The organism is Streptomyces sp. 2A115, from assembly GCF_052245575.1.
Classification (GTDB): Bacteria; Actinomycetota; Actinomycetes; order Streptomycetales; family Streptomycetaceae; genus Streptomyces.
In genome coordinates, this window is sequence record NZ_JBQQCG010000034.1 from 1 (window position 1) to 26,427 (window position 26,427).

At 69.6% G+C, this 26,427-nt stretch carries 14 protein-coding genes, 1 tRNA gene and 1 rRNA gene; 12 read left to right on the top strand and 4 right to left on the bottom strand.

Annotation, left to right across the window (positions count from 1 at the left end; translation table 11 throughout):
- The first annotated feature begins 6 nt into the window (after window positions 1-6).
- From rrf to ACTWQR_RS27145, 3 genes are all read left to right on the top strand, one after another.
- Window positions 7-123: ribosomal RNA gene (rrf, locus tag ACTWQR_RS27135) — 5S ribosomal RNA — on the top strand.
- A gap of 113 nt (window positions 124-236) precedes the next feature.
- Complete coding sequence (locus tag ACTWQR_RS27140) at window positions 237-899, top strand: DegT/DnrJ/EryC1/StrS family aminotransferase (RefSeq protein WP_443229861.1); 663 nt, start codon at window positions 237-239, stop codon at window positions 897-899.
- Between the two features lie 90 nt (window positions 900-989).
- Window positions 990-1,062, top strand: a tRNA-Thr gene (locus tag ACTWQR_RS27145).
- 67 nt (window positions 1,063-1,129) lie between these two features.
- On the opposite strand, the gene ACTWQR_RS27150 is transcribed toward ACTWQR_RS27145, so the two are convergent.
- Window positions 1,130-3,877, bottom strand: a complete 2,748-nt coding sequence (locus ACTWQR_RS27150) for a SpoIIE family protein phosphatase (protein ID WP_443229862.1) — start codon at window positions 3,875-3,877, stop codon at window positions 1,130-1,132.
- 321 nt (window positions 3,878-4,198) lie between these two features.
- On the opposite strand from ACTWQR_RS27150, the gene ACTWQR_RS27155 reads away from it, so the two are divergent.
- From ACTWQR_RS27155 to ACTWQR_RS27195, 9 genes are all read left to right on the top strand, one after another.
- The gene (locus tag ACTWQR_RS27155; protein ID WP_443229788.1) at window positions 4,199-9,688 is read left to right on the top strand and encodes a HAMP domain-containing protein; all 5,490 of its coding nucleotides are present in this window, start codon (window positions 4,199-4,201) and stop codon (window positions 9,686-9,688) included.
- A 267-nt stretch (window positions 9,689-9,955) separates the two neighbouring features.
- Window positions 9,956-10,642 carry a response regulator gene (locus ACTWQR_RS27160; protein ID WP_165267119.1) on the top strand — a complete coding sequence of 229 codons (687 nt, stop codon included), beginning with the start codon at window positions 9,956-9,958 and terminating at the stop codon, window positions 10,640-10,642.
- Window positions 10,643-10,947: 305 nt separating this feature from the next.
- The gene (locus ACTWQR_RS27165) at window positions 10,948-13,689 is read left to right on the top strand and encodes a DNA translocase FtsK (RefSeq protein WP_443229789.1); all 2,742 of its coding nucleotides are present in this window, start codon (window positions 10,948-10,950) and stop codon (window positions 13,687-13,689) included.
- A 266-nt stretch (window positions 13,690-13,955) separates the two neighbouring features.
- Window positions 13,956-14,801: a helix-turn-helix domain-containing protein gene (locus tag ACTWQR_RS27170; RefSeq protein ID WP_443229790.1), complete on the top strand. Its 846-nt coding sequence runs from the start codon at window positions 13,956-13,958 to the stop codon at window positions 14,799-14,801.
- Window positions 14,802-14,956: 155 nt separating this feature from the next.
- Window positions 14,957-16,429: a 30S ribosomal protein S12 methylthiotransferase RimO gene (rimO, locus tag ACTWQR_RS27175; protein WP_443229791.1), complete on the top strand. Its 1,473-nt coding sequence runs from the start codon at window positions 14,957-14,959 to the stop codon at window positions 16,427-16,429.
- Window positions 16,426-17,166, top strand: a complete 741-nt coding sequence (gene pgsA / locus ACTWQR_RS27180; protein ID WP_443229792.1) for a CDP-diacylglycerol--glycerol-3-phosphate 3-phosphatidyltransferase — start codon at window positions 16,426-16,428, stop codon at window positions 17,164-17,166. The genes rimO and pgsA overlap by 4 nt, the downstream gene beginning before the upstream one ends.
- Window positions 17,163-17,708, top strand: a complete 546-nt coding sequence (locus ACTWQR_RS27185; protein WP_443229793.1) for a CinA family protein — start codon at window positions 17,163-17,165, stop codon at window positions 17,706-17,708. Before pgsA ends, ACTWQR_RS27185 begins: the two co-directional genes overlap by 4 nt.
- 109 nt (window positions 17,709-17,817) lie before the next feature.
- Window positions 17,818-18,192, top strand: a complete 375-nt coding sequence (locus ACTWQR_RS27190) for a helix-turn-helix domain-containing protein (protein WP_443229794.1) — start codon at window positions 17,818-17,820, stop codon at window positions 18,190-18,192.
- Window positions 18,193-18,453: 261 nt separating this feature from the next.
- The gene (locus ACTWQR_RS27195) at window positions 18,454-18,924 is read left to right on the top strand and encodes a Dps family protein (protein WP_443229795.1); all 471 of its coding nucleotides are present in this window, start codon (window positions 18,454-18,456) and stop codon (window positions 18,922-18,924) included.
- 620 nt (window positions 18,925-19,544) lie between these two features.
- On the opposite strand, the gene ACTWQR_RS27200 is transcribed toward ACTWQR_RS27195, so the two are convergent.
- The 3 genes from ACTWQR_RS27200 to ACTWQR_RS27210 all read right to left on the bottom strand — a co-directional run bounded on the left by ACTWQR_RS27200 (window position 19,545) and on the right by ACTWQR_RS27210 (window position 26,347).
- Window positions 19,545-20,309 (bottom strand): SDR family NAD(P)-dependent oxidoreductase, encoded by a 765-nt coding sequence (locus ACTWQR_RS27200; RefSeq protein WP_443229796.1) that lies wholly within the window; start codon window positions 20,307-20,309, stop codon window positions 19,545-19,547.
- A gap of 82 nt (window positions 20,310-20,391) precedes the next feature.
- Window positions 20,392-21,207 (bottom strand): Fpg/Nei family DNA glycosylase, encoded by an 816-nt coding sequence (locus ACTWQR_RS27205; protein ID WP_443229797.1) that lies wholly within the window; start codon window positions 21,205-21,207, stop codon window positions 20,392-20,394.
- A 112-nt stretch (window positions 21,208-21,319) separates the two neighbouring features.
- Window positions 21,320-26,347 carry an ATP-dependent helicase gene (locus ACTWQR_RS27210; protein ID WP_443229798.1) on the bottom strand — a complete coding sequence of 1,676 codons (5,028 nt, stop codon included), beginning with the start codon at window positions 26,345-26,347 and terminating at the stop codon, window positions 21,320-21,322.
- Window positions 26,348-26,427 lie beyond the last annotated feature (80 nt).

Sequence of the window (26,427 nt, forward strand, 5' to 3'; positions counted from 1 at the left end):
TAGTGTTTCGGTGGTCATAGCGTGAGGGAAACGCCCGGTAACATTCCGAACCCGGAAGCTAAGCCTTACAGCGCCGATGGTACTGCAGGGGGGACCCTGTGGGAGAGTAGGACACCGCCGAACAAATCTTGAAGAGCTGGTCCCTGAACTTCGGTTCGGGGACCAGCTCTTTTTTGTTGTGTGTTACTTGGAGTTCACGTTGCGCGACCAACATCCCGAGCATGGGGACTGTGGGAATGCTCAGGGCCGCGGGCGTTGGAGCCGGTGACGAGGTCATCGTGCCGGCGTTCGGCAACGTCGAGGTCGCCGAGGCCGTGATCCTGGCCGGTGCGACGCCGGTGTTCGCCGACATCGACCCGGCGACGTACTGCCTCGACGCCGCCGAGGTGAACGCCGTGGTCGGCCCGCGAACGGTCGCCGTTGTCGCCGTGCACCGATTCGGCCGGCCCGCTGACATGGCGCGGCTGTGGGACGTCGGTCAGCGGCACGGTCTGCTGCTGCTTGAGCAGGGTGAGTCCAAGGCGCCGTACGACGAGGTCGAGGAGCGCAGGGCTCATGCCGCTTTCCTCGACGGGCGGTTGAGGGGTGTGCGGACGCCGGAGCGCGGCACGGAGCACACGTACCAGCAGTACGTCGTGCGGGTACCGGGGAACGGGCGGCCGGACCGGGACGCCTTCGCGCGTGCTGTGCGGAGTAGGGGAATTGAGTGCCATGTGCCAGTGAAGACTCCCGTGCACCGGATGCCCGGATTTCGGTGTGACGTCTGCCTTCCGGAGACCGAGCGGGCCGCTGACGAGACGCTGGCGCTGCCGATTGACGCGGTTTTGACGAAGCGCGAGATGCAGCGGATCGTGTCGGCGTGCAATGCGCTCGGTGGGCTCCTGCAGCCTGCTTTCTAGCCGTTCCGACGTGGATGCCTGGTTGGGAGTACGCCGCCGTTCGGGGTATGATCTATTGCGTTGCCGCGAGGGAGACCTCGAAAGCAACAGGCCCCTATAGCTCAGTCGGTAGAGCGTCTCCATGGTAAGGAGAAGGTCAACGGTTCGATTCCGTTTGGGGGCTCTGACGGGAAAGGTCCCCGCCCAATAGGGCGGGGACCTTTCCCATATCCCGGACCGGCTGTCCCGCGCTAGTCCTTGCGCAGGCCCGGAACGCGCATCGCAAGAATGGCCATGTCGTCGGACGGGGCGTCTGAAGCGAAGCGTTCGACCGCGCGCATGATGCGGGCGGCCACCGCGCCGGCCGTCAGGCCCGTGCAGGTGGTGAGGACGTCTGTGAGGCCGTCGTCGCCCAGCATGCGGGTTCCCTCGCGGCGTTCGGTGACGCCGTCCGTCACGCACAGCAGGACGTCCCCCGGGTCGAGCGTCACCGTCTGCTCGTACAGCTCCAGGTCGTCCATGACGCCGAGAAGCGGCTGGGGTTCGGCGGCCGGTTCGACCGTGCCGTCCTGGCGCAGGCGGAGGGGAAGCGGGTGGCCGGCGCAGACCACCTTGAGTAGGGCCGAGCCGTCCTCCTGGGGCCACAATTCGCCGTACAGGAGCGTGAGGAAGCGACTGCGGGCGCCCTCGTCGAGGATCGCCGAGTTGAGGCGCTCCAGGACCGCCGGGCCGCCGAAGCCCTCACGGGCCAGCAGGCGCAGCGCGTGCCGGGCGAGCCCCGTGACCGCGGCCGCCTCCGGGCCCGTACCGCAGACGTCGCCGATGGCGAAGCCGTACGCGCCGTCGCGGATCGGGAAGAGGTCGTAGAAGTCGCCGCCGACCTCGTTTCCCTCGCCCGCGGCGCGGTAGATGACCTCGACCTCCACGCCCTCGATGTGGGGGAGTTCCGGGGGGAGGAGGCTGCGCTGGAGCGACTGGCTGATGGCCATGCGCTCCGAGTACAGGCGGGAGTTGTCCAGGGCCAGGGCGGCCCTTCGGCTCAAGTCCTCGGCCAGTTCCAGGATTTCCTGGCGGAAGTGTTCGTCCGACGGCTTGCCCAGGGTCAGCATGCCGATGACCCGGTTGCGGGCCACCAGGGGGAGTACGACCGTCTCGCCGCCGACCGCGGCGGCCGTCGCCAGTGTCGTACCGATGCCGGAGCTCACCGTGGCGGGCTCTCCCAGGCCGAGGCTGCGCATGGAGGTGCGTAGGGCCGCCTGGTGGGCTGCTTCGGCGGGGGCCGACCAGACGCGGGCGCCCGGGGTCGGGACCGGGTCCGGTGGGGCGATCTTCGACAGCAGGGCCTTGAGGCCGTCGATGCGCTCCTCGTCCTCGTGCAGGACGTACGAGAGATACGGGTCCGAGGCCTGGTCGGCGATCGTGTAGACGGCGCACCAGGTGGCCAGGGTCGGGACGGTCATCTGGGCCATGAGGGCCAGTGTCTGATCGCGGTCGAGCGTGCCTGCGAGGAGGTCCGACGCCTCGACGAGGAAGGACAGGGAGCCGCGGCGCAGGCGCTCCAGTTCGCCCAGGCGTGCCGACTCCACGGCGAGTGCGATGCGGTCGGCGGCGAACTGGAGCCGCAGGGCCTCCTCGTTCGAGTAACGACCCTGGGCCTCGGCCGCGACGCCGAGTGAACCGGTGAGACGGCCCTCGACCTTGAGCGGGACCGTGACGACCGAGCGCATGCCGGTGCCGCTTAGGAGCGGAACGGCGCCGGGGACGACCGTAAGGTCCTCGTGTACGGCGGGCATGCGGGCCGAGCCGTAGCGGCCGGGGCCCGCTTCGACGGGGACGCGGGCGAAGCGCTGGCGGGCGGAGGGCAGGCCCGTGGAGGCGCGTACCTCCAACTCCGTTTCGTCGTCGGTCGCCAGGAGCAGGAAGGCGGAGTCGCCGTCGAGCATGTCGCGGGCGCGCTCCACCGTGCGCTGGAGGAGGCCGTCGAGATCGTCGGGGGCCGGTGAGCCGATGAAGACCTCGAAGGGGTCCGAGGCCTGGCCCTCGGAGCTGGTGGTCGTGTCGGACGCCGACACGCGCAACGGGGTCTGGAGGACGGCACGTTCATGGTCGCGTACGAGCAGGCAGACTGTCGAGGGCTCGCCGCCCGTGTCCCGTACGCGCAGATGCGAGGCGTACACCGGTGTCACGCGGCCATTGGCGCCGCGGAGGCCGTAACTGCCCTCCCAGCGCGAGAGTTGGAGCGCCTCGACGATGCCGGTGCTGGTGCCGGGAGTGTGGGGCCAGGCGGCGAGGTCGGTCAGGGGCTTGCCGATGACCTGCTCGGCCGCGTACCCGAAGAGTTCCTCCGCGTCCTCGTTCCAGGCGTTGATGGCGCCGGCGCGGTCGATCTGGACGACCGCGACACGGACCCGGCCGTCGGCGAGGGGGAGCAGGTCTGCGGGGAGGGCGGGGCCGGCCGCGCGCGTGCCCACCGAGCGTTCCGGGAGGGCCAGTTGGAACCAGACCTGTTTGTGCGTGGGCGTGTACTCGACGCCCCAGCGGCCGGCCAGGGCGGCGCAGAGCTGGAGACCGCGGCCGCCCTCGCGGTCGGGGCTGCCCATGTTGATGGCGGTCGCCTGGAGTGGAATCTCGCGTTCGGGGTAGCGGTCCGCCACCTCGATCCGTACGCCGTCGTCGCTGCGTAGGCACAGGACGTCCGCGGATGTGCCCGCGTGCACGACTGCGTTGGTGACCAGTTCACTGGTGAGGACCACGGCGTCGTCGACGATGTCGGCGAAGCCCCAGCCCTGGAGGGTGTCACGGACGAAGGACCGAGCGGTCGCGACGGACCGCCCGACGGGATCGAAGCTGGCGGCCGCGCGCGCGGTGATCACAGAACTCCTTGTCCGGTTGTCGGGGTGCGGGGTTCCGTGGCCGACCCGCTCCTGCCGGGGCAGAAGCTGGTTCCCCGTCGGCCGGGGATCCTGGGGTGGTCCCCCAGGATGCAGTCCGGTGGTCATGGTGCGGCGCCCCTCCGATGCCTGCCCGCTCGTGCTCGTGCCACCGCCCAGGCCGGACGGGTCGGCGCGGCTGGACAGCCGCATGCAAGGTTACTTACCTTCGCGGTCCATGCGGATGCCGGTCACCACTGTTTCCGTCCGGAGGGTGTGTGCGGACGATGTGCGAAGCTGCCGAACTGTTATGGCCTGGTTCAGCCATGGTGAAACACTGGGCAAGCTTCAAGGGAAGGTCCTGGCAGGCTGTGAGTGCCTTCCAGTACGCCGAGCAGAAGTACCCGAGTACGCCGAGCAGTGATGGTCGACCCTTGCGGGAGGGACACAGTGGAGTCTGGCGCAGCGACGCGGGGCACTAAGGCGCGCGCAAAAGGCGGACAGTCCCTTAGTAACCAGCGCAAACCGCGCAATGGGAGCACGGCGGTGGACACCGCGGCCCTGAACAAGCTGCTGGCGGCCTTGGTGTCTATGCGGGACGGCAACTTCCGTAAGCGGCTCACGGTTTCCGGCGACGGCGTGATGTCTGAGATCGCGGCGGTTTTCAATGAAGTGGCCGACCGTAATCTGCATCTGACGGGCGAGCTGTCGCGCGTACGGCGCATGGTCGGGCGTGAGGGCAAGCTCACGGAGCGGCTGGAGACGGGCGCCTGCGAGGGTTCCTGGGCCTCGGCGATCGACGCGTCCAACGCGCTCGTGGACGACCTCGTACGGCCCGTCTCCGAGGTCGGCCGGGTGCTGTCCGCGGTGGCCGAGGGTGATCTGTCGCCGCGTATGGAGTTGCGGGCGCAGACGGATGACGGGGGCAATGGGCATCCGCTGCGCGGTGAGTTCCTGAAGGTCGGCCGCACGGTCAACAACCTGGTCGATCAGCTGTCCACGTTCACCGACGAGGTCACGCGCGTGGCCAGCGAGGTGGGCACGGAGGGCAAGCTGGGCGGGCAGGCGCGGGTGCGTGGAATGTCCGGTTCGTGGAAGGACCTCACGGACTCGGTCAACACGATGGCGTACCGGCTGACGGCGCAGGTGCGGGATATCGCGCTGGTGACGACGGCGGTCGCCAAGGGCGACTTGTCCCGGAAGGTCACGGTTCATGTGGCCGGCGAGATGCTGGAGCTCAAGAACACCGTCAACACGATGGTGGACCAGCTCTCTTCGTTCTCCTCCGAGGTGACGCGAGTCGCGCGTGAGGTCGGTACGGAGGGTGAGCTCGGCGGGCAGGCGCAGGTGCCGGGTGTGGCCGGTGTGTGGAAGGATCTCACCGATTCGGTGAATCTTATGGCCGGCAATCTGACGGCCCAGGTGCGCGGGATCGCCCAGGTGACCACTGCTGTCGCCAACGGTGATCTGTCGCAGAAGGTGACTGTTTCGGCGCGCGGTGAGATGGCGCAGCTCGCCGAGACGATCAATCAGATGACCGAGACGCTGCGTACGTTCGCGGACGAGGTGACCCGGGTCGCCAACGAGGTCGGCGGCGAGGGGCGGCTCGGCGGCCAGGCGAACGTGCCGGGTGCGGCGGGAACGTGGAAGGACCTCACCGATTCGGTGAACACGGTCTTCCGGAATATCACCACCCAGGTGCGGGACATCGCCTCGGTGACGACGGCGGTGGCCAGCGGTGACCTGTCGCAGAAGGTCACCGTCGATGTGGCCGGCGAGATGCTGGAGATGAAGAACACCGTCAACACGATGGTGGACCAGCTGTCGTCCTTCGGTGACGAAGTCACGCGGGTGGCGCGGGAGATCGGTGTCGAGGGTGAGCTGGGCGGCCAGGCGCAGGTGCCGGGCGCGGCCGGTACCTGGAAGGACCTGACGGACTCCGTCAACACCGCGTTCCGGAACCTCACCGGTCAGGTGCGCAACATCGCGCAGGTGACGACGGCGGTGGCCAACGGCGATCTGTCGCAGAAGGTCACCGTGGACGTCTCCGGCGAGATGCTGGAACTGAAGAAGACCGTGAACACGATGGTGGACCAGCTGTCGACCTTCGCCGACCAGGTGACGCGCATGGCGCGTGACGTGGGTACGGAGGGCCGGCTCGGCGGTCAGGCGCGCGTGGACGGCGTCAGCGGCACCTGGAAGGACCTCACCGACTCCGTCAACTTCATGGCGGGCAACCTGACGTCCCAGGTACGGCAGATCGCCCAGGTGACGACGGCGGTGGCGCGTGGTGACCTGTCGCAGAAGATCGAGGTCGACGCGCGCGGCGAGATCCTCGAGCTGAAGAACACCATCAACACCATGGTCGACCAGCTCAGCGCCTTCGCCGAGCAGGTGACCCGTGTGGCCCGTGAGGTGGGTACGGACGGCCGGCTCGGCGGTCAGGCACAGGTTCCGGGCGTCGCCGGTGTGTGGCGAGACCTGACCGACTCCGTGAACGGCATGGCCGGCAACCTCACCGCGCAGGTGCGCAACATCGCCCAGGTGGCGACCGCGGTGGCGCGCGGTGACCTGTCGCAGAAGATCGACGTGGACGCGCGCGGCGAGATCCTGGAGCTGAAGAACACCCTCAACACGATGGTGGACCAGCTGTCGAACTTCGCCGAGCAGGTCACGCGGGTGGCCCGCGAGGTGGGCACGGAGGGCATCCTCGGCGGTCAGGCCGAGGTGCAGGGTGTCTCCGGCACCTGGAAGGACCTCACGCAGTCCGTGAACTTCATGGCGAACAACCTCACCATCCAGGTGCGGCAGATCGCTGACGTCACGACCGCCGTAGCCAAGGGCGACCTGTCCAAGAAGATCACCGTCGACGCGAAGGGCGAGATCCTCGCCCTCGTCACCACCGTGAACACGATGGTGGACCAGCTGTCGAACTTCGCCGAGCAGGTGACCCGGGTGGCCCGCGAGGTGGGCACCGACGGCAACCTCGGCGGACAGGCGCGGGTGCCCGGCGTCACGGGCATCTGGAAGGACCTGAGCGACAACGTCAACGTGATGGCCAACAACCTGACCGGCCAGGTGCGCAACATCTCCCAGGTCGCGACGGCGGTGGCCAACGGTGACCTCACCAAGAAGGTCACGGTCGAGGCGAGCGGCGAGATCGCCCAGCTCGCGGACACCGTCAACACGATGGTGAAGACGCTGAGTTCGTTCGCAGAGCAGGTCACGCGGGTGGCCCGCGAGGTGGGCACGGACGGCATCCTCGGCGGTCAGGCGCACGTCCCGGGGGTCGCCGGTACGTGGAAGGACCTCACCGAGTCCGTGAACGGCATGGCGTCCAATCTGACCGGCCAGGTGCGCAACATCGCGATGGTCACCACGGCCATCGCCAAGGGCGACCTGACCAAGAAGATCGACATCGACGCGCGCGGCGAGATCCTCGAGCTGAAGACCACCATCAACACGATGGTCGACCAGCTGTCGTCGTTCGCCGAGGAGGTCACCCGGGTCGCCCGAGAGGTGGGCACCGAGGGAGCACTGGGCGGCCAGGCGCGCGTACGCGACGTCGACGGCACCTGGCGCGACCTCACCGAGTCGGTGAACGAGATGGCCGGGAACCTGACCCGGCAGGTACGCGCCATCGCGCGTGTGGCGACCGCGGTGACCCGGGGGGACCTCAACCTGAAGATCGACGTGGATGCCTCCGGGGAGATCCAGGAACTTCAGGACTACATCAACAAGATGATCGCCAACCTGCGCGACACCACGATCGCCAACAAGGAGCAGGACTGGCTGAAGGGCAACCTGGCCCGGATCTCCGGTCTGATGCAGGGCCGCCGCGACCTCGCCGACGTGGCCTCGCTCATCATGAGCGAGCTGACTCCGGTGGTCTCGTCGCAGCACGGCGCGTTCTTCCTGGCGATGCCGTTGGACGACGGCAAGGACGTGGGCGCCGCTCAGGACGACTCGTACGAACTGCGCATGCTCGGGTCCTACGGGTACTCGATGGGGTCCATGCCGACGTCGTTCCGGCCCGGTGAGACGCTGATCGGAACGGCCGCCAAGGAGAAGCGCACGATTCTCGTGGAGAACGTGCCGCCGGGGTATCTGAAGATCGCGTCCGGGCTCGGTGAGGCGCCCCCGGCGCATGTCATCGTGCTGCCGGTGCTCTTCGAAGGGACCGTCCTCGGGGTGATCGAGCTGGCGTCGTTCCAGCCGTTCACTCAGATCCAGAAGGACTTCCTCAACCAGATCGCCGAGATGATCGCGACGAGCGTCAACACGATCGCGGTCAACACGAAGACCGAGGTGCTGCTCAGGCAGTCGCAGGAGCTGACCGAGCAGCTGCGGGAGCGGTCGGCCGAGCTGGAGAACCGGCAGAAGGCCCTCCAGGCGTCCAACGCCGAGCTGGAGGAGAAGGCCGAGCTGCTGGCCCAGCAGAACCGCGACATCGAGGTCAAGAACACCGAGATCGAGGAGGCGCGGCAGGTCCTGGAGGAGCGTGCCGAACAGCTCGCGGTCTCCATGCGCTACAAGAGCGAGTTCCTCGCCAACATGTCGCACGAGCTGCGTACGCCGCTCAACTCGCTCCTGATCCTGGCCAAGCTGCTCGCCGACAACGCGGACTCCAACCTCACTCCGAAGCAGGTCGAGTTCGCCGAGACGATCCACGGGGCGGGCTCCGACCTGCTCCAGCTGATCAACGACATCCTCGACCTGTCGAAGGTCGAGGCGGGCAAGATGGACGTGTCGCCGACCCGCATCGCGCTGGTCCAACTCGTCGACTACGTAGAGGCCACTTTCCGTCCGCTGACAGCGGAGAAGGGCCTCGATTTCTCCGTACGTGTGTCTCCGGAACTGCCGGCCACGCTGCACACGGACGAACAGCGGCTTCTTCAGGTGCTGCGCAACCTGCTGTCCAACGCGGTGAAGTTCACCGACTCCGGAGCGGTCGAACTGGTCATCCGGCCGGCGGGCGCGGAGGTGCCGGTCGCCATCCGGGAGCAGCTCCTGGAAGCGGGCTCGCTGCGGGACGCGGACGCCGACCTGATCGCGTTCTCCGTGACCGACACCGGCATCGGTATCGCGGGCAGCAAGATGCGGGTGATCTTCGAGGCGTTCAAGCAGGCGGACGGTACGACGAGCCGCAAGTACGGCGGTACGGGTCTGGGGCTGTCCATCTCGCGGGAGATCGCGCGGCTCCTGGGTGGCGAGATCCACGCGCAGAGCGAGCCGGGACGCGGCTCCACGTTCACGCTGTATTTGCCGCTGCACCCGAGTGAACTGCCGCCGCAGGGCTATCCGCAGCTCGCCCCGTCGATGGCGAACGGGGAGTTTCTGCCGCCCGCCGAGGACGAGGGCGGCGCTCATGTGGAGACGCCCGCCGAGGTCAAGTCGTACCAGGAGGCCCAGAATGGGACCGCCGCGCTCTTCAGGCGGCGCCGGAGGGCCGTGTCCGGGGCCGAGCAGCGGCCCGCGCTGTTGGGGCAGCAGACGCAGGCTCAGCAGACCTGGGCCGCGGGCGGCGAGGAGGCGGCCGCGCAGTCGCGCGCCGTCTTCCGGTTCGAGGGCGAGAAGGTGCTGATCGTCGACGACGACATTCGCAACGTGTTCGCGCTCACCAGTGTCCTGGAGCAGCACGGACTGTCGGTGCTGTACGCCGAGAACGGCCGCGAGGGCATCGAAGTGCTGGAGCAGCACGATGATGTGACGCTCGTCCTGATGGACATCATGATGCCCGAGATGGATGGGTACGCGACCACGACGGCGATTCGCCGGATGCCCCAGTTCGCCGGGCTGCCGATCATCGCGCTCACGGCGAAGGCGATGAAGGGTGACCGGGAGAAGGCCATCGAGTCGGGGGCTTCCGACTATGTGACGAAACCGGTCGATCCTGATCACCTGCTGGCGGTGATGCAACAGTGGATGCGCGAGCAGTGACCGGACGGGACGGCCAGGAGTGATCGAGTGGCGAGGCGGGCACGCCCAGTTGTTGACTGAGTGTGCTCGATGCCGTGTAGAAACCCGGGATTCGGGGAACCTTCTGGTCTCCCGCTACGTTTCTGCTACGTGCACAGTGACATCGCGGTGACAGGGTGTGGCGACAGGCGGGGTGCGGCTACCATGACCGGCACAAGGACGGGCGGCGCAAGGGAGTCGTCCCCTGGGGCGGCGCCCGGTGCACTGCCGGGGCGAGGAGGGCGGGCCATGGTGCAGAAGGCCAAGATCCTCCTGGTCGATGACCGGCCGGAGAATCTGCTGGCGCTGGAGGCGATCCTCTCCGCGCTCGATCAGACACTGGTGCGGGCATCGTCCGGGGAGGAAGCGCTCAAAGCACTGCTCACGGACGACTTCGCGGTCATTCTGCTGGACGTCCAGATGCCGGGCATGGACGGTTTCGAAACCGCCGCGCACATCAAGAGGCGAGAACGGACTCGGGACATCCCGATCATCTTCCTCACCGCGATCAACCATGGGCCGCATCACACCTTCCGGGGGTATGCGGCCGGTGCGGTGGACTACATCTCCAAGCCGTTCGATCCGTGGGTGCTGCGCGCGAAGGTCTCGGTCTTCGTCGAGCTCTACATGAAGAACTGCCAACTCCGGGAGCAGGCGGCTCTGTTGAGGCTGCAGCTGGAGGGTGGTGGCGGCAAGACCGCGGTCGGCGAGGCCAAGGAGCCCGCGGGACTGCTCGCCGAACTGTCCGCGCGGCTCGCAGCCGTCGAGGAGCAGGCCGAGGCGCTCTCCAAGCAGCTCGACGACGACTCGGCGGACGCGGCGGCGGTGGCGACAGCGGCCCATCTCGAACGCAAACTCACGGGGTTGCGTCGGGCGCTGGACGCGTTGGAGCCGGGGACCGGGAGCGGGGCGGCTTCGCTGCCTTCGCAGAACTGACGGATCGCGGCGACAGAACTGACGGGTCGCTGCGGGGGCGGTCGCGCGGGCTGGGTCAGCGTGACGCGGGCCGCGATCTAGCGACCTGAGCGAGTGTCAACGGGGTCTGGCTCGGAGCGAGTTCAGCGGGTTGCCGCCTGCGGGCCCCGATCTGCGCTGCCGGATCGCATTCCTGTGAGTGACTGATCCGGTTTCGTGTGTCTTGGTGAGGGCGCGTCAGTTTGGGGTGACCGTAAGGGCGACACGAACGGGTGAAGCAGTAGGCACACGTGTCCGCAGTGGTCTCCACCGGTAACCTCACACTCATGGCCTCACGTCAGTCCGCAGCCAAGAAGTCGCCCGCGAAGAAGGCGGCCGCTCCGACGAAGGCTGCGGCGAAGAAGGCCCCCGCGAAGAAAGCTCCCGCGAAAAAGGCGCCTGCGAAGAAGGCCGCGGCCAAGAAAGCCGCGCCTCCGAAGCCGGCGCCCAACCCGACCGGGGGCGTGTACAGGCTGGTGCGCGCCCTCTGGCTCGGTGTCGCGCACGCCGTCGGTGCCGTGTTCCGCGGCATAGGGCGGGGCGCCAAGGGGCTCGACCCGGCGCACCGCAAGGACGGTCTCGCGCTGCTGCTGCTCGGCCTGGGACTGATCGTCGCCGCCGGGACCTGGTCCAACCTCCGCGGTCCGGTGGGCGACCTCGTCGAAATGCTGGTGACCGGCGCCTTCGGCCGCCTCGACCTGCTCGTGCCGATACTGCTGGCGGTCGTCGCTGTCCGGCTCATCCGGCACCCCGAGAAGCCCGACGCCAACGGGCGCATCGTCATCGGCCTGTCCGCGCTCGTCATCGGTGTGCTCGGACAGGTCCACATCGCCTGCGGGTCGCCCGCGCGCAGCGACGGCATGCAGGCGATAAGGGACGCCGGCGGGCTCATCGGCTGGGGCGCTGCGACCCCGCTGACCTACACGATGGGCGAGGTCCTCGCGGTACCCCTCCTCGTGCTGCTCACGGTCTTCGGGCTCCTGGTGGTCACCGCGACCCCCGTCAACGCCATTCCGCAGCGGCTGCGGCTGCTGGGCGTCCGGCTCGGAGTCGTACAGCCCCAGACCGAGGAGGACGGCTTCGGCGAGGACGACGAGCGCTACGACGAGCAGTGGCGCGAGGCGCTCCCCGGTCGCTCCCGGCGGCGTCGGACGGCGCCCGAGGCGTACGACCCGGACGGTGCCGAACAGGAGGCCCTCTCCAGGCGCCGGAGCCGTCCCAGGCGGCCCGCTGTGCAGCAGCCCGCCCTGGATCGGCCCATGGACGCGGTCGACGTGGCCGCGGCCGCCGCGGCGGCGCTCGACGGTGCCGTGCTGCACGGAATGCCGCCCTCGCCGCTGGTGGCCGATCTGACACAGGGCGTCGGAGTGGACCGCGGGGAGCGGCAGGACACGGGCGGGCGCGAGGAGCCGGCACCGGTCCCAGCCGCGCGCACCAAGGGCGCCAAGCCCAAGCAGGAGATGCTGAAGGCCGAAGTCGCCGACTTGACCAAACCCGCCCCCGAGGAGCCGCGCGACCTCCCGCCGCGTGCCGAGCAGCTCCAGCTCTCCGGCGACATCACGTACGCGCTGCCGTCGCTCGACCTCCTGGAGCGCGGCGGTCCCGGCAAGACGCGCAGCGCCGCCAACGACGCGGTGGTCGCCTCGCTCTCGAACGTCTTCATGGAGTTCAAGGTCGACGCCGCCGTCACCGGCTTCACGCGCGGCCCGACGGTCACGCGGTACGAGGTCGAGCTCGGCCCCGCCGTGAAGGTCGAGCGGATCACGGCGCTCACCAAGAACATCGCGTACGCCGTCGCCAGCCCCGATGTGCGGATCATCAGCCCGATCCCCGGCAAGTCGGCCGTCGGCATCGAGATCCCGAACTCCGACCGCGAGATGGTCAAACTCGGCGACGTGCTGCGCCTCGCGGACGCGGCCGAGGACGACCATCCGATGCTCGTCGCGCTCGGCAAGAACGTCGAGGGTGGCTACGAGATGGCCAACCTCGCCAAGATGCCGCACGTGCTGGTGGCCGGAGCGACCGGTTCCGGTAAATCCTCGTGCATTAACTGCCTGATCACGTCGGTCATGGTGCGCGCGACCCCCGAGGACGTACGCATGGTCCTCGTCGACCCCAAGCGCGTCGAGCTGACCGCCTACGAGGGCATTCCGCACCTGATCACGCCGATCATCACCAACCCGAAACGGGCCGCCGAGGCGCTGCAGTGGGTCGTACGGGAGATGGATCTGCGCTACGACGACCTGGCGGCGTTCGGATACCGCCACATCGACGACTTCAACGAAGCCATCAGGAACGGCAAGGTCAAGCTGCCGGAGGGCAGCGAACGCGAGCTGAGCCCGTACCCGTATCTCCTGGTGATCGTCGACGAGCTCGCGGACCTGATGATGGTCGCGCCGCGCGACGTCGAGGACTCGATCGTGCGGATCACGCAGCTCGCGCGCGCGGCCGGCATCCACCTGGTGCTCGCCACGCAGCGGCCGTCCGTCGACGTCGTCACCGGTCTGATCAAGGCGAACGTGCCGTCCAGGCTCGCCTTCGCCACCTCCTCGCTCGCCGACAGCCGCGTCATCCTCGACCAGCCCGGCGCCGAGAAGCTGATCGGTAAGGGCGACGGGCTCTTCCTGCCGATGGGTGCGAACAAACCGACCCGTATGCAGGGCGCCTTCGTGACCGAGGACGAGGTCGCGGCGATCGTGCAGCACTGCAAGGACCAGATGGCGCCGGTGTTCCGCGAAGACGTCACCGTGGGCACCAAGCAGAAGAAGGAGATCGACGAGGACATCGGCGACGACCTCGACCTGCTGTGTCAGGCCGCGGAACTCGTCGTCTCCACGCAGTTCGGGTCGACCTCGATGCTCCAGCGCAAGCTGCGGGTCGGGTTCGCCAAGGCCGGGCGGCTGATGGACCTCATGGAGTCCCGTGGCGTCGTCGGTCCGAGTGAGGGTTCCAAGGCACGTGACGTTCTTGTGAAAGCTGACGAACTGGACGGCGTGCTCGCGGTGATCCGTGGGGAGGCTCAACCGTGAGGAATCGGGAGCAGGCCGGGTCCCCTTGCGGGTGGGGCGAGAGCGCGTGGATATCCGAACGTGACTCACCCGTAAGGAAACGGCGAGCAACCGTTTCCCTTCGGCGCACGTCAAGTTGAGGGAGGGGACAGGCACGTGTCCCACCATCAGGCTGTCCGGCCATTCTGATGGCGTACAAAGTCCCACCGCCCGGTTGCCCCACCCTTTCTGACCCCCCCTAGACTGAACCCCCAGCACAGGTGGCTACACCCTCGAAAGGCGCCCCCGTGTCCATCGGCAACTCCCCTGACGACAACTCCCCTCAGGACGAGCGTCCCTTCGAAGAGGACGATCGCCCTTCGATCGGCCGCGCTCTCCAGCAGGCGCGCATCGCGGCGGGGCTGACCGTCGACGACGTCAGTAACGCCACCCGGGTCCGCATCGCCATCGTGCACGCGATCGAACAGGACGACTTCGCCCCTTGCGGCGGCGACGTCTACGCGCGCGGTCACCTCAAAACCCTCGCTCGCGCCGTGAACCTCGATCCGGTCCCGCTGCTCGCGCAGTACGACGCCGAGCACGGCGGGCGGCCGGCGCCGACCCCGGCAGCGCCGATGTTCGAGGCGGAGCGGATCCGTCCGGAACGTCGGGGTCCCAACTGGACCGCCGCCATGGTCGCCGCGATCGTCGCCGTGATCGGCTTCGTCGGGTTCACGCTGGTCAACGGCGACGACGGGGAAGGTGCGGGGACGCAGGTCGCCGAGGGGTCCACCCCCAACACCAGCAAGCCCACCAAGAGCAAGCCGACCCCGACCAAGCCCACCGATCCCAAGCCCGACCCGTCGGACAGCGCCATCGCGGCCGCGCCGCAGGACAAGGTGACCGTCCAGGTGACCGCTCCCGACGGGCGCAGTTGGATCTCGGCCAAGGACCACAACGGCCGACTGCTCTTCGACGGCTTCCTGAAGCAGGGCGACTCCAAGACCTTCCAGGACAAGGAGAAGATCGACCTCGTCCTCGGTGACGCGGGCGCGCTCCAGCTGTACGTGAACGGCAAGAAGATCGAGGACGAGTTCCAGCCGGGAGGCGTCGAGCGCCTCACGTATACGAAGGGCGACCCCGAGGTCGGATGAGTCACACCGCTGGACTGAGCTGAGGTGCCGGACCGGGCCGATGCGGGCGGTTCACTGAGGCGCACGGCTTTTCGGGACACGCAGGTACGGGGTTGGCCAAGATCGGCCAACCCCGTCGACGTGGGCTGTCAGTGGGACGAAGTAGTCTTGAGCCCATGCCTGAACGCCGTACCGTCGCACTCGTCACTCTTGGCTGCGCCCGTAACGAGGTGGACTCGGAGGAGCTCGCAGGCCGCTTGGAGGCGGACGGCTGGCACCTCGTGGAGGACGCCGAGAACGCGGACGTCGCGGTCGTCAACACCTGTGGCTTCGTCGAGGCCGCCAAGAAGGACTCCGTCGACGCCCTCTTGGAGGCCAACGACCTCAAGGGACACGGCAGAACGCAGGCCGTGGTCGCCGTCGGCTGCATGGCCGAGCGGTACGGCAAGGAACTGGCCGAGGCCCTGCCCGAGGCCGACGGAGTACTCGGCTTCGACGACTACGCGGACATCTCCGACCGCCTCCAGACCATCCTCAACGGTGGGATTCACGCCGCGCACACGCCCCGTGACCGGCGCAAGCTGCTGCCGATCAGCCCGGCCGAGCGGCAGAGCGCCGGCGCGGACGTCGCGCTTCCGGGGCACGGTCCCGGGGACCTTCCCGAGGGGCTCGCTCCGGAGTCGGGCCCCCGCGCGCCTCTGCGTCGCCGGCTCGACGGCTCCCCTGTCGCCTCGGTGAAGCTCGCCTCCGGCTGTGACCGGCGCTGCTCCTTCTGCGCCATCCCGTCTTTCCGCGGCTCCTTCATCTCGCGGCGCCCCAGTGACGTGCTGGGGGAGACGCGCTGGCTGGCCGAGCAGGGCGTCAAGGAGATCATGCTGGTCTCCGAGAACAACACCTCGTACGGCAAGGACCTCGGCGACATCCGGCTGCTGGAGACGCTGCTGCCCGAGCTCGCCGACGTCGAGGGGGTCGAGCGGGTGCGGGTCAGCTATCTGCAGCCCGCCGAGATGCGGCCCGGGCTCATCGACGTACTGACCTCCACGCCGAAGATCGCGCCCTACTTCGACCTGTCCTTCCAGCACTCCGCCCCCGGTGTGCTGCGCGCGATGAGGCGCTTCGGGAGCACCGACCAATTCCTGGGGCTGCTCGACACGATCCGCTCCAAGGCCCCTCAGGCCGGTGTGCGGTCCAACTTCATCGTGGGCTTCCCCGGCGAGACCGCGGACGACCTGGCGGAGCTGGAGCGCTTCCTGACGGGCGCGCGGCTGGACGCGATCGGCATCTTCGGGTACTCCGACGAGGACGGCACCGAGGCGGCGACGTACGAGAACAAGCTGGACGAGGACGTCGTCGCCGAGCGCCTCGCGCGCGTGTCCCGGCTCGCGGAGGAGCTCGTCTCGCAGCGGGCGGAGGAGCGCGTCGGGGAGACCCTGCAGGTGCTGGTCGAGTCCGTCGGCGAGGAGGACGGTGCGTACGGGCGCGCCGCGCACCAGGCGCCCGAGACCGACGGCCAGGTGCTGTTCACGACCGGCGAAGGTCTCACCGTGGGCCGTATGGTCGAGGCGAAGGTGGTCGGTACGGAAGGTGTCGACCTGGTGGCCGAGCCGCTCCCCGGCTCGCTCGCAAGTCCTGAGGAGGCGGCCAGATGACCGGAGTCCCGGCATCCGCGGCGGGCGGCCCCGGTGCGCATGGAGCCGCCGGCGCTTCGGGTACGGGCGCTTCCGGTGTTCAGGGCTCCAAGGGCTCTCAGGGGCCGAAGACGGCGCGTGCCGGGAAGCTTGGCGCCGTGGCAGTCGACCAGGCCAGCCTCTGGAACGTCGCCAACCTCCTGACCATGCTCCGGCTCGTGCTCGTGCCGGGGTTCGTGGCGCTGATGCTGGCCGACGGCGGATACGACCCGGTGTGGCGGGCCTGGGCCTGGGCCGCCTTCGCCGTCGCCATGATCACGGACATCTTCGACGGCCATCTGGCGCGTACGTACAACCTCGTCACCGACTTCGGGAAGATCGCCGACCCGATCGCCGACAAAGCGATCATGGGGTCGGCGCTGATCTGTCTGTCCTCGTTGGGCGATCTGCCGTGGTGGGTGACGGGAGTGATCCTCGGGCGTGAGCTCGGGATCACCCTGTTGCGCTTCCTGGTGATCCGCTACGGCGTGATCCCGGCCAGCCGCGGTGGCAAGCTCAAGACGCTCGCGCAGGGCACGGCCGTCGGGATGTACATCCTGGCGCTGACGGGGCCGTTGGCGACCCTGAGGTTCTGGGTGATGGGTGTGGCGGTCGCCCTGACCGTCGTCACCGGGCTCGACTATGTGAGACAGGCCATTGTGCTGCGGCGCCAGGGTCAGGCCGAACGAAAGGCCGCCGCCGAGGAGGCGGAAGGATGACCTCCAGTGCCGCCGAAGTGCTGCGACTACTCACAGTGAGGGGCGAGACGCTCGCTGTCGCCGAGTCGCTTACCGGCGGTCTGGTCGCGGCGGAGCTCGCGGCGGTGCCCGGGGCCTCCAAAGCCTTCCGTGGCTCGGTGACCGCGTACGCCACCGATCTCAAGCGCGATGTGCTCGGCGTCGACGCCACTCTGCTGGATCAGCGTGGGGCGGTGGATCCGCAGGTCGCGACCCAGATGGCGGCCGGTGTGCGCAAGGCGCTCGGCGCGGACTGGGGGATCGCGACGACCGGTGTCGCGGGGCCCGAGCCCCAGGACGGACAGCCGGTCGGCACGGTTTTCGTGGCCGTGGACGGGCCTTCAGGGGTGTCTGGCGCCGGTCCGGTTGGCGGGAAAGTGGCGGCACTGAGGTTGAACGGCTCCCGGACGGAAATCCGTATGGAGAGTGTACGGAGCGTACTCGCACTGCTTCTGGAGCAGATCGCGGGCGAACGTACTGGGAATGAGCGGGCACAGGATACGGAACAGAACGGGGGGTTTTGATGTTTGCAGCCCTGAGTGAACACGACATCGCTCCCCGCACGGCCGCGGCGCGAGGCGGTACGGTGGGGCGAGAAGGATGCGGCTACGCGGACCGAGGAGGGAGCCACCGATGATTCTGCTCCGTCGCCTGCTTGGTGACGTGCTGCGTCGGCAGCGCCAGCGCCAGGGCCGTACTCTGCGCGAAGTCTCCTCGTCCGCCCGAGTCTCACTCGGCTATCTTTCCGAGGTGGAGCGGGGGCAGAAGGAGGCTTCCTCCGAACTGCTCTCCGCGATTTGCGACGCGTTGGATGTACGGATGTCCGAGCTCATGCGGGAAGTGAGCGACGAGCTCGCACTCGCCGAGCTGGCCCAGTCGGCAGCGGCCAGTGAGCCTGTACCCACGCCGGTACGCCCGAGGCTCAATTCCGTCTCGGTGACCGGTGTGCCGCCGGAACGGGTGACCATCAAGGCGCCTGCGGAGGCGGTCGACGTCGTCGCCGCCTGACGCCCACGGGCTCGCGCCTGCGAGCTGAAATGTGAAGAGAACTGTGTGAGAGCCCCGGCCGGGGCCTCTCCGGGGAGACCTGGAGGGGTGCGGGCGGGGCTTTTGCGTGTGCGGTTCGCGGGTGTGGTGGGTGCTGGCCGGGGTTCTTGCCGGATTCCTGTGGGGAGACGGCGAGACCTTTGTCACCATTTGCCGGGATGGAGCGGCGCGGCCATGGTTGAGGGGCGGGGCGAAGGCCGGGGGCCGAACCGGAGGAAGCCGATGTACGTCGTGAAGAGCCCGTTGTCCGACGCTGATCTGAAGACCGTGTCCGAGGCGCTGCAGGGTGCGTTGGTCGACCTGGTGGAACTGTCGCTCGTGGCCAAACAGATCCATTGGAACGTGGTCGGGCCGCGCTTCCGGTCCGTCCATCTCCAGCTCGACGAGGTCGTGGACACCGCGCGGCTGCACTCCGACACCGTGGCGGAGCGTGCCTCCACGCTCGGCGTCTCCCCCGACGGGCGTGCCGCGACCGTCGCCGGCAGTAGCGGTATCGCGGCCGTGCCGGACGGGTGGGTGAAGGACACGGATGCGGTTGAGGCGGTTGCGCATGGGCTCGCGGCGGTGATCGGGCGGATGCGGGAGCGGGTCGAGGCGACCGGGGAGGCGGATCCGGTGAGCCAGGACATCTTCATCGGGATCACGGCGGATCTCGAGAAGCATCACTGGATGTTCCAGGCGGAGAGGGGCTGACGGAGCTTGGGGGCTTTGTGGCTTCGGGTGTGGTTGATGGCTTCGGCGGGGGTGGGCCGGAGGAGGGGCGTCGGCTTGTGGGTGGTGCGGTGCGGGGTTGGGAGCTGTTGGTGCGCCGGGTGCGCCCTCTTGGTGTCGGTGCGCCCTGCCGGAAGGTGACCGGAGCGGTCTAGCGTCGGGCTGGAGTTGGGCTGGAGGTGGCGCCATGGCAGTGCGGACTGGGCAGTGGGGGCGGTGGGCGCTGGCTCTGGGGGGCGGGGGCCTGTGGTGGTGGGGGGTGCTGCGGCTGGCGTGGGCGCCGGATGCCGGGGTGGTGGAGGGTGCCGTCGTCGCGGGCGGGTGGGGGTTGAGTCTGCTTCCGGTGCATTGTGTGCCGAAGGTGCGGGCTGCGGGGGCGGCCGGGTCGGATCAGTGGGGGCGGCGCGTTTCGAAGGCTTTGAGGCGGATGAGGCGTGGGCCGCTTCTGGGGCGCGGGGGGGCTTCCTGAGCCGTCGGGGTTCCTGGGCGGCAGGAGTCTGCTGGCCGGGGGCTGCCGACGGGCGGCAAAGTTCTTCAATCGGGCCGTCGGGGGCTCTTCCGGGTTCGGTGAGGATCTTTCGGGGCCCGGTCGGTGGTCGCTGCTACCAAGGCATTGCCACACCCCCGTTGGGGCGGAGGATCTGGCCTGTCGTGAAGGACGACGCGTCGGAGGCGAGGTGCAGGACCGCGTGTGCGATGTCCGTCGGTTCGCCGACTCGGCCCAGCGGTGACATGCGGGCCATGAACGCCTCGGTCCGCGCCTGGGCCTCGCCGTCATGGCGGTCGGTCATGGGTGTACGGATCCAGCCCGGCGCGACCGCGTTGACGCGGATGCCGTGCGGACCCATCTCGGTCGCCAGGGTCTTGGTCAACTGGACGACAGCCGCCTTCGCCGCCCCGTAGCAGAGCAGTCCGGGTCCTCCGGTGTCGACGGCCCCCGAGGTCATCGTGACGATGCTGCCGCGTGTGCCGGACGCGATCATCGTGCGGGCTGCCTCCTGGCAGGCGTACAGCACACCCTTGAAGTTGACGCCGAGGACCCTGTCGAGATCCTCGTCCCGGGTCTCCAGGACCGGGCTGCTGTGCATGATCCCGGCGATGGCGGCCATGACGTCCAGGCGCTCGCAGGCCGCGACCACCTCGCCGAGCTGGGCGTGGTCGGTGACGTCGAGGGCGTGCGTGTGGGCCGTACCGCCCGTGTCTTTGATGAGGGCCGCCGTCTCGTCGAGGCCCCGGGCATCGCGGTCCGCGCAATGGACGGTGGCGCCCGCTTCCGCGAGCAGCACGGCGGAGGCGCGGCCGATACCACTCGCGGCGCCGGTGACGAATGCGGTGCGTCCGGTGAGGTCGTACGCAGTGACGGGCATGAGGGGACGGTACGAAGGTTTCTGACGGGTCGTCAATTAGTTGTACGTGATGAGGGTTGGTCAGACACCTGGTGGCCGTGGGTCATTGGGTTGGCCGACCGGGCGTGGGGGCCGGGCCCGATTGGCAGGTCGGGCACCAGTACGTGGGGCGGTCGCGGGAACCGTCGCCCTGGTTGGCCGCGCTGATCGAGGTGCGGCAGCGCAGACAGGGGCGGGGTGCGCGGCCGTACACGTAGAGGTTCTGGTCGCGGCGGCCCGTCGTACTGCGGGCCGGGCGGTCGCGGTTGGCTTCGAGGAGCCTTTTGGCGAGGGTGGGCAGTTGGGCGGCGTGTTCGGCGGGGAGGTCGCCGATGGGGAGCCACGGGGTTGCGCGGAGCAGGAAGCACAGCTCGCTCTTGTATACGTTGCCGATGCCGGCGAGATTGCGCTGGTCGAGGAGGGCCTCGCCGAGCGGGCGGGCCGGGTCGCGCAGGAGGTTCGCCAGGGCCTTGTCGGGGTCCCAGTCGGGGCCCAGGAGGTCAGGGCCGAGGTGGCCGACGGCTTGGTCCTCGTCGGTGGTGCGGAGCAGGTCCAGTACGGGGAGCCGGTAGCCGACGGCCGTGCGCTCCGCCGTGCCGAGGATGACTCGGATCTGGTGACCGGGTCCACCGCTCCAGCGCTCGCCCGCGGCGTACACCTTCCACGAACCGTCCATCCGCAGGTGCGAGTGCAGGGTCAGTCCGCCCTCGATACGGGTGAGCAGGTGCTTCCCGCGTGGGGTGACGTCCAGGACCGTGCGGCCGGTGAGGTCCGCCGTGGCGTACTTGGGCACCCGAAGGTCGGAACGGGTGAGCACACGGCCGGCGAGGGCCGTGTGCAGGCGCCGGGCGGTCTGCCAGACGGTGTCTCCTTCGGGCATGGGATCCAGGGTGGCATGAGGTGGACGGGGTGTCTTGGGCGGTAGCCGGGGGAGGGGCGTGCCGGGCGTTCGCCCGGCCGTGGTGGGGAACTGTGCGCCAGACCGGCCTGGCTCACGCGCGGAGGCGGAGTCCGCGAGGGGTCGCGTGGAAGCCGACTCCTTCCAGGAGAGTGCCGAAGGGGGACGTCAGCGCGGAGGCGCCGTTGACGCGCTCCACCGTGACCGTGCCGAGGGAACCCGCGCGGGCGGCCGCTGAGAGTGCCTCGGCGGCTATGCGCAGACGTGGGTCGTGCGGTGCCGGGTCATCCGGAGTGGAGGGCCAGGCGAGGAGGGTCTTGCCGCCGCGCTCCATGTAGAGGGCCAGCTCGCCGTCCACCAGCACGACGAGGGAGCCCGCCTTGCGGCCGGGCTTGTGACCCGCGCCGGTCGGGGGCTCGGGCCAGGGGAGGGCGGCGCCGTACGCGTTCGCGGGGTCGGCGGCGGCCAGGACGATGGCACGGTTGGCACTGCTGGCGCGGGCGCGGGAAGCGGGGCTTCCGGGGAAGGCGTGCGGAGCCCTACGGGGTGTGTCGGCGAAGGGAGTCGGGTAGCTCCGCTCGGAGCCGGACGTCGAGGCGCTGGGGAAGGGGCGTTCGTCGGGAAAGGGCTGTCCGTCGGTGAGGGGCCGTTCAACGGTCAGGGGGCGTTCGGAAGCGTCGCCCAGGGAGTACGGGGAGTCGTCCGACCCGAGGAAGGAGCCGTCCGATCCGAGGGCGTCCGCGTCAGGGAATCCCGCGGCGTCGTCGGCGAAGGGGTCCGGGTGCCCCTGTGCGGGGCCGTCGGGGAAGGGCGGCGTGTGCGCGCTCGGGTAGCCGGACGGGGGAGCGCCCGGGAACCCCGGATCGGGCAGGGTCTCGCCCCGTTCGCGGGCGTTGGCGGCCGCGCGCAGGCGGTCCACCGCGCCGTCCATCGCGAACTGCGCGGCGCCGAGCCCCTCCACCACGTAGCCACGGCGGGCCTGGCCACTGTCCTCGAAGGCGGACAGGATGCGGTAGACCGCCGAGAAGCCGCCCTCCACGCCCTCCGCGGCGACCGCGCCCCGGGTGACCACGCCATGCCGGTCGAGCAGGGTGCGGGCCAGGGCGTGGGCGCGCACCGTGGCGTCGGGCTCGCGCCCTGGCAGCAGCGACCAGCGGCCCGCGACGGTCGGTGGGCCGGTCCGGGAGGCGGGTCGTGCGGCGGCCGTCAGACTTCCGTACCGCCCGCGGGGCACTGTGCGCTTCGCGCGGTGCGCGGTGGAACCCGCGGTGCGGCCCGAGCCCAGGAGGGAGCGCATCGGGCTGAGTGTGTCGTTCGTCAGCCGGCCCGACCAGGCCAGGTCCCAGATGATGTCGGCGAGTTGGGGATCGGTGGCGTCGGGGTGCGTGGTGGCGCGGACCTGATCGGCGATCTGGCGGAAGAAGAGGCCGTAGCCCCCGGAGAGGGCGTCCAGAACCGACTGGTGGAGCGCGGTCAGCTCCAGGGGATGCGAGGACGGCAGGAGGAGAGGAGCCGTGTCCGCCAGGTACAGGGAGACCCAGCCGTCCTTGCCGGGCAGCGCACCGGCTCCGGCCCACACCACCTCTCCGGCGGCGGTCAGCTCGTCGAGCATCGCGGGGGCGTAGTTCGAGACGCGGGACGGCAGGACGAGCTTTTCGAGCGCGGACGCGGGTACCGAAGCACCCTGCAACTGCTCGATGGCGCGCACGAGTCCGTCGATGCCGCGCAGGCCGTGACCGTTGCCCAGGTGCTGCCACTGCGGGAGGAACTGGGCGAGTGCGGCGGGCGGCACCGGCTCCAGCTCATGGCGCAGCGCGGCGAGCGAACGACGTCGCAGTCGGCGCAGCACCGCCGCGTCGCACCACTCCTGACCGATCCCGGCCGGGTGGAACTCCCCTTGTACGACACGACTGCCGGCGGCGAGCCGCTGCAGGGCCCCCTCGGTGACCGCCGTACCGAGACCGAAGCGTGCCGCCGCCGCGGTCGAGGTGAACGGGCCGTGGGTGCGCGCGTACCGCGCGAGGAGGTCGCCGAGCGGGTCCTTGACCGGTTCGGTGAAGGCTTCCGGGACGCCGACGGGCAGTGCCGTGCCGAGCGCGTCGCGCAGTCGGCCCGCGTCCTCGATCGCCGCCCAGTGGTCGGCTCCGGCGACCCGGACGCGGATGGCGCGGCGGGCCGAGGCCAGCTCCCGGGCCCATCCCGGCTCGGCCCCGCGCTCGGCCAGCTCGGCGTCGGTGAGCGGGCCGAGCATCCGTAGCAGGTCGGCGACGCTTTCTGGATCCTTGGCGCGGCGGTCTTCGGTGAGCCACTGGAGTTCGCGCTCCAGCTCGGTCAGGACGTCGGCGTCCAGGAGCTCGCGCAGCTCGGCCTGGCCGAGGAGTTCGGCGAGCAGTCGGGAGTCCAGCGACAGGGCGGCGGCGCGGCGCTCGGCGAGCGGGGAGTCGCCCTCGTACAGGAACTGGGCGACGTATCCGAAGAGGAGGGAGCGTGCGAACGGTGACGGTTCCGGTGTCGTGACCTCGACGAGTCGCACCTTGCGGGACTCGAGGTCGCCCATCAGCTCCGTGAGGCCGGGTACGTCGAAGACGTCCTGGAGGCATTCGCGGACCGCTTCCAGGACGATCGGGAACGAGCCGAACTCGCTGGCCACCTGGAGCAGTTGGGCAGCGCGCTGACGCTGCTGCCACAGCGGCGTGCGCTTTCCTGGACTGCGGCGTGGCAGGAGCAGCGCGCGGGCGGCGCACTCGCGGAAGCGGGACGCGAACAGGGCGGAGCCGCCGACCTGGTCGGTGACGATCTGGTTGATCTCTCCCTTGTCGAAGGCGACGTCCGCCGCGCCTACGGGGGCCTGTTCGGAGTCGTACTCCGTGCCCAGCTTCATGGGCTCCTGGTCGAGCAGATCCAGGCCCATCAAGTCGGCGTCGGGCAGGCGCAGCACGATGCCGTCGTCGGCGTGCATGACCTGGGCGTCCATGCCGTACCGCTCGGACAGCTTGGCGCCGAGCGCGAGTGCCCACGGGGCGTGGACCTGGGCGCCGAAGGGGGAGTGCACGACGACCCGCCAGTCACCCAGCTCGTCGCGGAACCGCTCGACGACGATGGTGCGGTCGTCCGGGATGTGGCCGCAGGCCTCGCGCTGTTCGGCCAGGTACGACAGGACGTTGTCGGCCGCCCAGGCGTCGAGGCCGGCGGTGAGCAGCCGCAGCCGTGCGTCGTCCTTGGGCAGCGAGCCGACCTCGCGCAGGAACGCGCCCACCGCGCGTCCCAGTTCGAGCGGCCGCCCGAGTTGGTCGCCCTTCCAGAACGGCAGCCTGCCCGGCACGCCGGGCGCCGGCGAGACCAGAACACGGTCGCGTGTGATGTCCTCGATGCGCCACGAGCTGGTGCCAAGGGTGAAGACGTCCCCCACGCGGGACTCGTAGACCATCTCTTCGTCGAGCTCACCGACCCGGCCGCCGCCCTTCTTGGGGTCCGAGCCCGCGAGGAACACTCCGAAGAGGCCGCGGTCCGGGATCGTGCCCCCGGAGGTGACGGCGAGGCGCTGCGCGCCCGGGCGCCCTGTGACCGTACCGGCGATGCGGTCCCACACCACGCGCGGCCGCAACTCCGCGAAGGCGTCGGACGGATAGCGACCCGCGAGCATGTCCAGCACCGCTGTGAACGCCGACTCCGGAAGCGATGCGAAAGGCGCGGCGCGGCGGACCGTCGAGAGGAGGTCGTCGACCTGCCAGGTGTCGAGCGCGGTCATGGCGACGAGCTGCTGGGCCAGCACGTCCAGAGGATTGGCGGGGACACGGAGGGACTCGATGGAGCCTGTGCGCATCCGCTCGGTGACCACCGCCGCCTGGACGAGATCACCTCGGTACTTGGGGAAGACCACGCCAGTGGAGACCGCCCCGACTTGATGGCCGGCGCGGCCCACGCGCTGGAGGCCGGAGGCCACGGAGGGCGGGGACTCGACCTGGATGACGAGGTCCACCGCGCCCATGTCGATGCCGAGTTCGAGACTGGAGGTGGCGACCACCGCGGGCAGACGGCCCGCCTTGAGGTCCTCCTCGACGAGGGCGCGCTGCTCCTTGGAGACCGAACCGTGGTGGGCACGGGCGATGACCGGCGGAGCGCCCTGGGCCGCGCCCGAGCCGCCCATCAACTCGGCCGGGGCATGGTGCTCGTCCAGGGGCTCGCCCGTGGCCCTCTCGTACGCGATCTCGTTGAGCCGGTTGCAGAGCCGCTCCGCGAGGCGGCGCGAGTTGGCGAACACGATCGTCGAGCGGTGGGCCTGGACGAGATCGGCGATCCGCTCCTCGACATGCGGCCAGATCGACGGGCGCTCGGCACCCTCGTCGGAGTCGGCCACCGGGGAGCCGCCCAGCTCGGCCAGATCCTCGACCGGGACGACCACCGAGAGGTCGAACTCCTTGCCGGACGGCGGCTGGACGATCTCCACCTTGCGGTGGGGAGAGAGATAGCGCGCGACCTCGTCCACCGGACGCACCGTCGCCGACAGGCCGATGCGGCGCGCCGGCCTCGGCAGCAGCTCGTCGAGCCGCTCCAGGGTCAGGGCAAGGTGGGCGCCGCGCTTGGTGCCCGCGACCGCGTGGACCTCGTCCAGGATCACCGTCTCGATGCCGGTCAGCGCGTCGCGTGTGGCCGACGTGAGCATCAGGAACAGCGACTCCGGAGTGGTGATCAGGATGTCCGGCGGGCGCGTGGACAGCGCACGGCGCTCGGCGGGCGGGGTGTCGCCGGAGCGGATGCCGACCTTCACCTCGGGCTCGGGCAGTCCCAGGCGCACCGCCTCCTGCCGGATGCCGGTCAGCGGGCTGCGCAGATTTCGCTCCACGTCGACGGCGAGGGCTTTGAGCGGTGATACGTACAGGACTCGGCAGCGCTTCTTGGGGTCGGCGGGAGGCGGGGTCGAGGCCAGTTGGTCGAGCGCGGCGAGGAACGCGGCGAGGGTCTTGCCGGAGCCGGTCGGGGCGACCACCAGCACGTCCGAGCCTTCGCCGATGGCTCGCCAAGCTCCCGCCTGGGCCGCGGTGGGCGCGGGAAAGGCCCCCGTGAACCAGCCGCGGGTCGCGGGGGAGAAGCCGTTCAGGGCTCGGTGTGCGGAGCTGACCATGCGTCCATCCTGCACCCCGCCACTGACAATGCGGCTGACCTGCGGGGATGCATCCGGTCAGTGATGCGCCTGTCTGCGGT

Bases quoted from the DNA above. Each gene is read 5' to 3' on its own strand.
- ACTWQR_RS27140 (WP_443229861.1), top strand. From the start codon at position 237: ATGCTCAGGGCCGCGGGCGTTGGAGCCGGTGACGAGGTCATCGTGCCG.
- ACTWQR_RS27150 (WP_443229862.1), bottom strand. From the start codon at position 3,877: ATGACCACCGGACTGCATCCTGGGGGACCACCCCAGGATCCCCGGCCG.
- ACTWQR_RS27160 (WP_165267119.1), top strand. From the start codon at position 9,956: ATGGTGCAGAAGGCCAAGATCCTCCTGGTCGATGACCGGCCGGAGAAT.
- ACTWQR_RS27165 (WP_443229789.1), top strand. From the start codon at position 10,948: ATGGCCTCACGTCAGTCCGCAGCCAAGAAGTCGCCCGCGAAGAAGGCG.
- rimO (WP_443229791.1), top strand. From the start codon at position 14,957: ATGCCTGAACGCCGTACCGTCGCACTCGTCACTCTTGGCTGCGCCCGT.
- pgsA (WP_443229792.1), top strand. From the start codon at position 16,426: ATGACCGGAGTCCCGGCATCCGCGGCGGGCGGCCCCGGTGCGCATGGA.
- ACTWQR_RS27185 (WP_443229793.1), top strand. From the start codon at position 17,163: ATGACCTCCAGTGCCGCCGAAGTGCTGCGACTACTCACAGTGAGGGGC.
- ACTWQR_RS27190 (WP_443229794.1), top strand. From the start codon at position 17,818: ATGATTCTGCTCCGTCGCCTGCTTGGTGACGTGCTGCGTCGGCAGCGC.
- ACTWQR_RS27195 (WP_443229795.1), top strand. From the start codon at position 18,454: ATGTACGTCGTGAAGAGCCCGTTGTCCGACGCTGATCTGAAGACCGTG.
- ACTWQR_RS27200 (WP_443229796.1), bottom strand. From the start codon at position 20,309: ATGCCCGTCACTGCGTACGACCTCACCGGACGCACCGCATTCGTCACC.
- ACTWQR_RS27205 (WP_443229797.1), bottom strand. From the start codon at position 21,207: ATGCCCGAAGGAGACACCGTCTGGCAGACCGCCCGGCGCCTGCACACG.
- ACTWQR_RS27210 (WP_443229798.1), bottom strand. From the start codon at position 26,347: ATGGTCAGCTCCGCACACCGAGCCCTGAACGGCTTCTCCCCCGCGACC.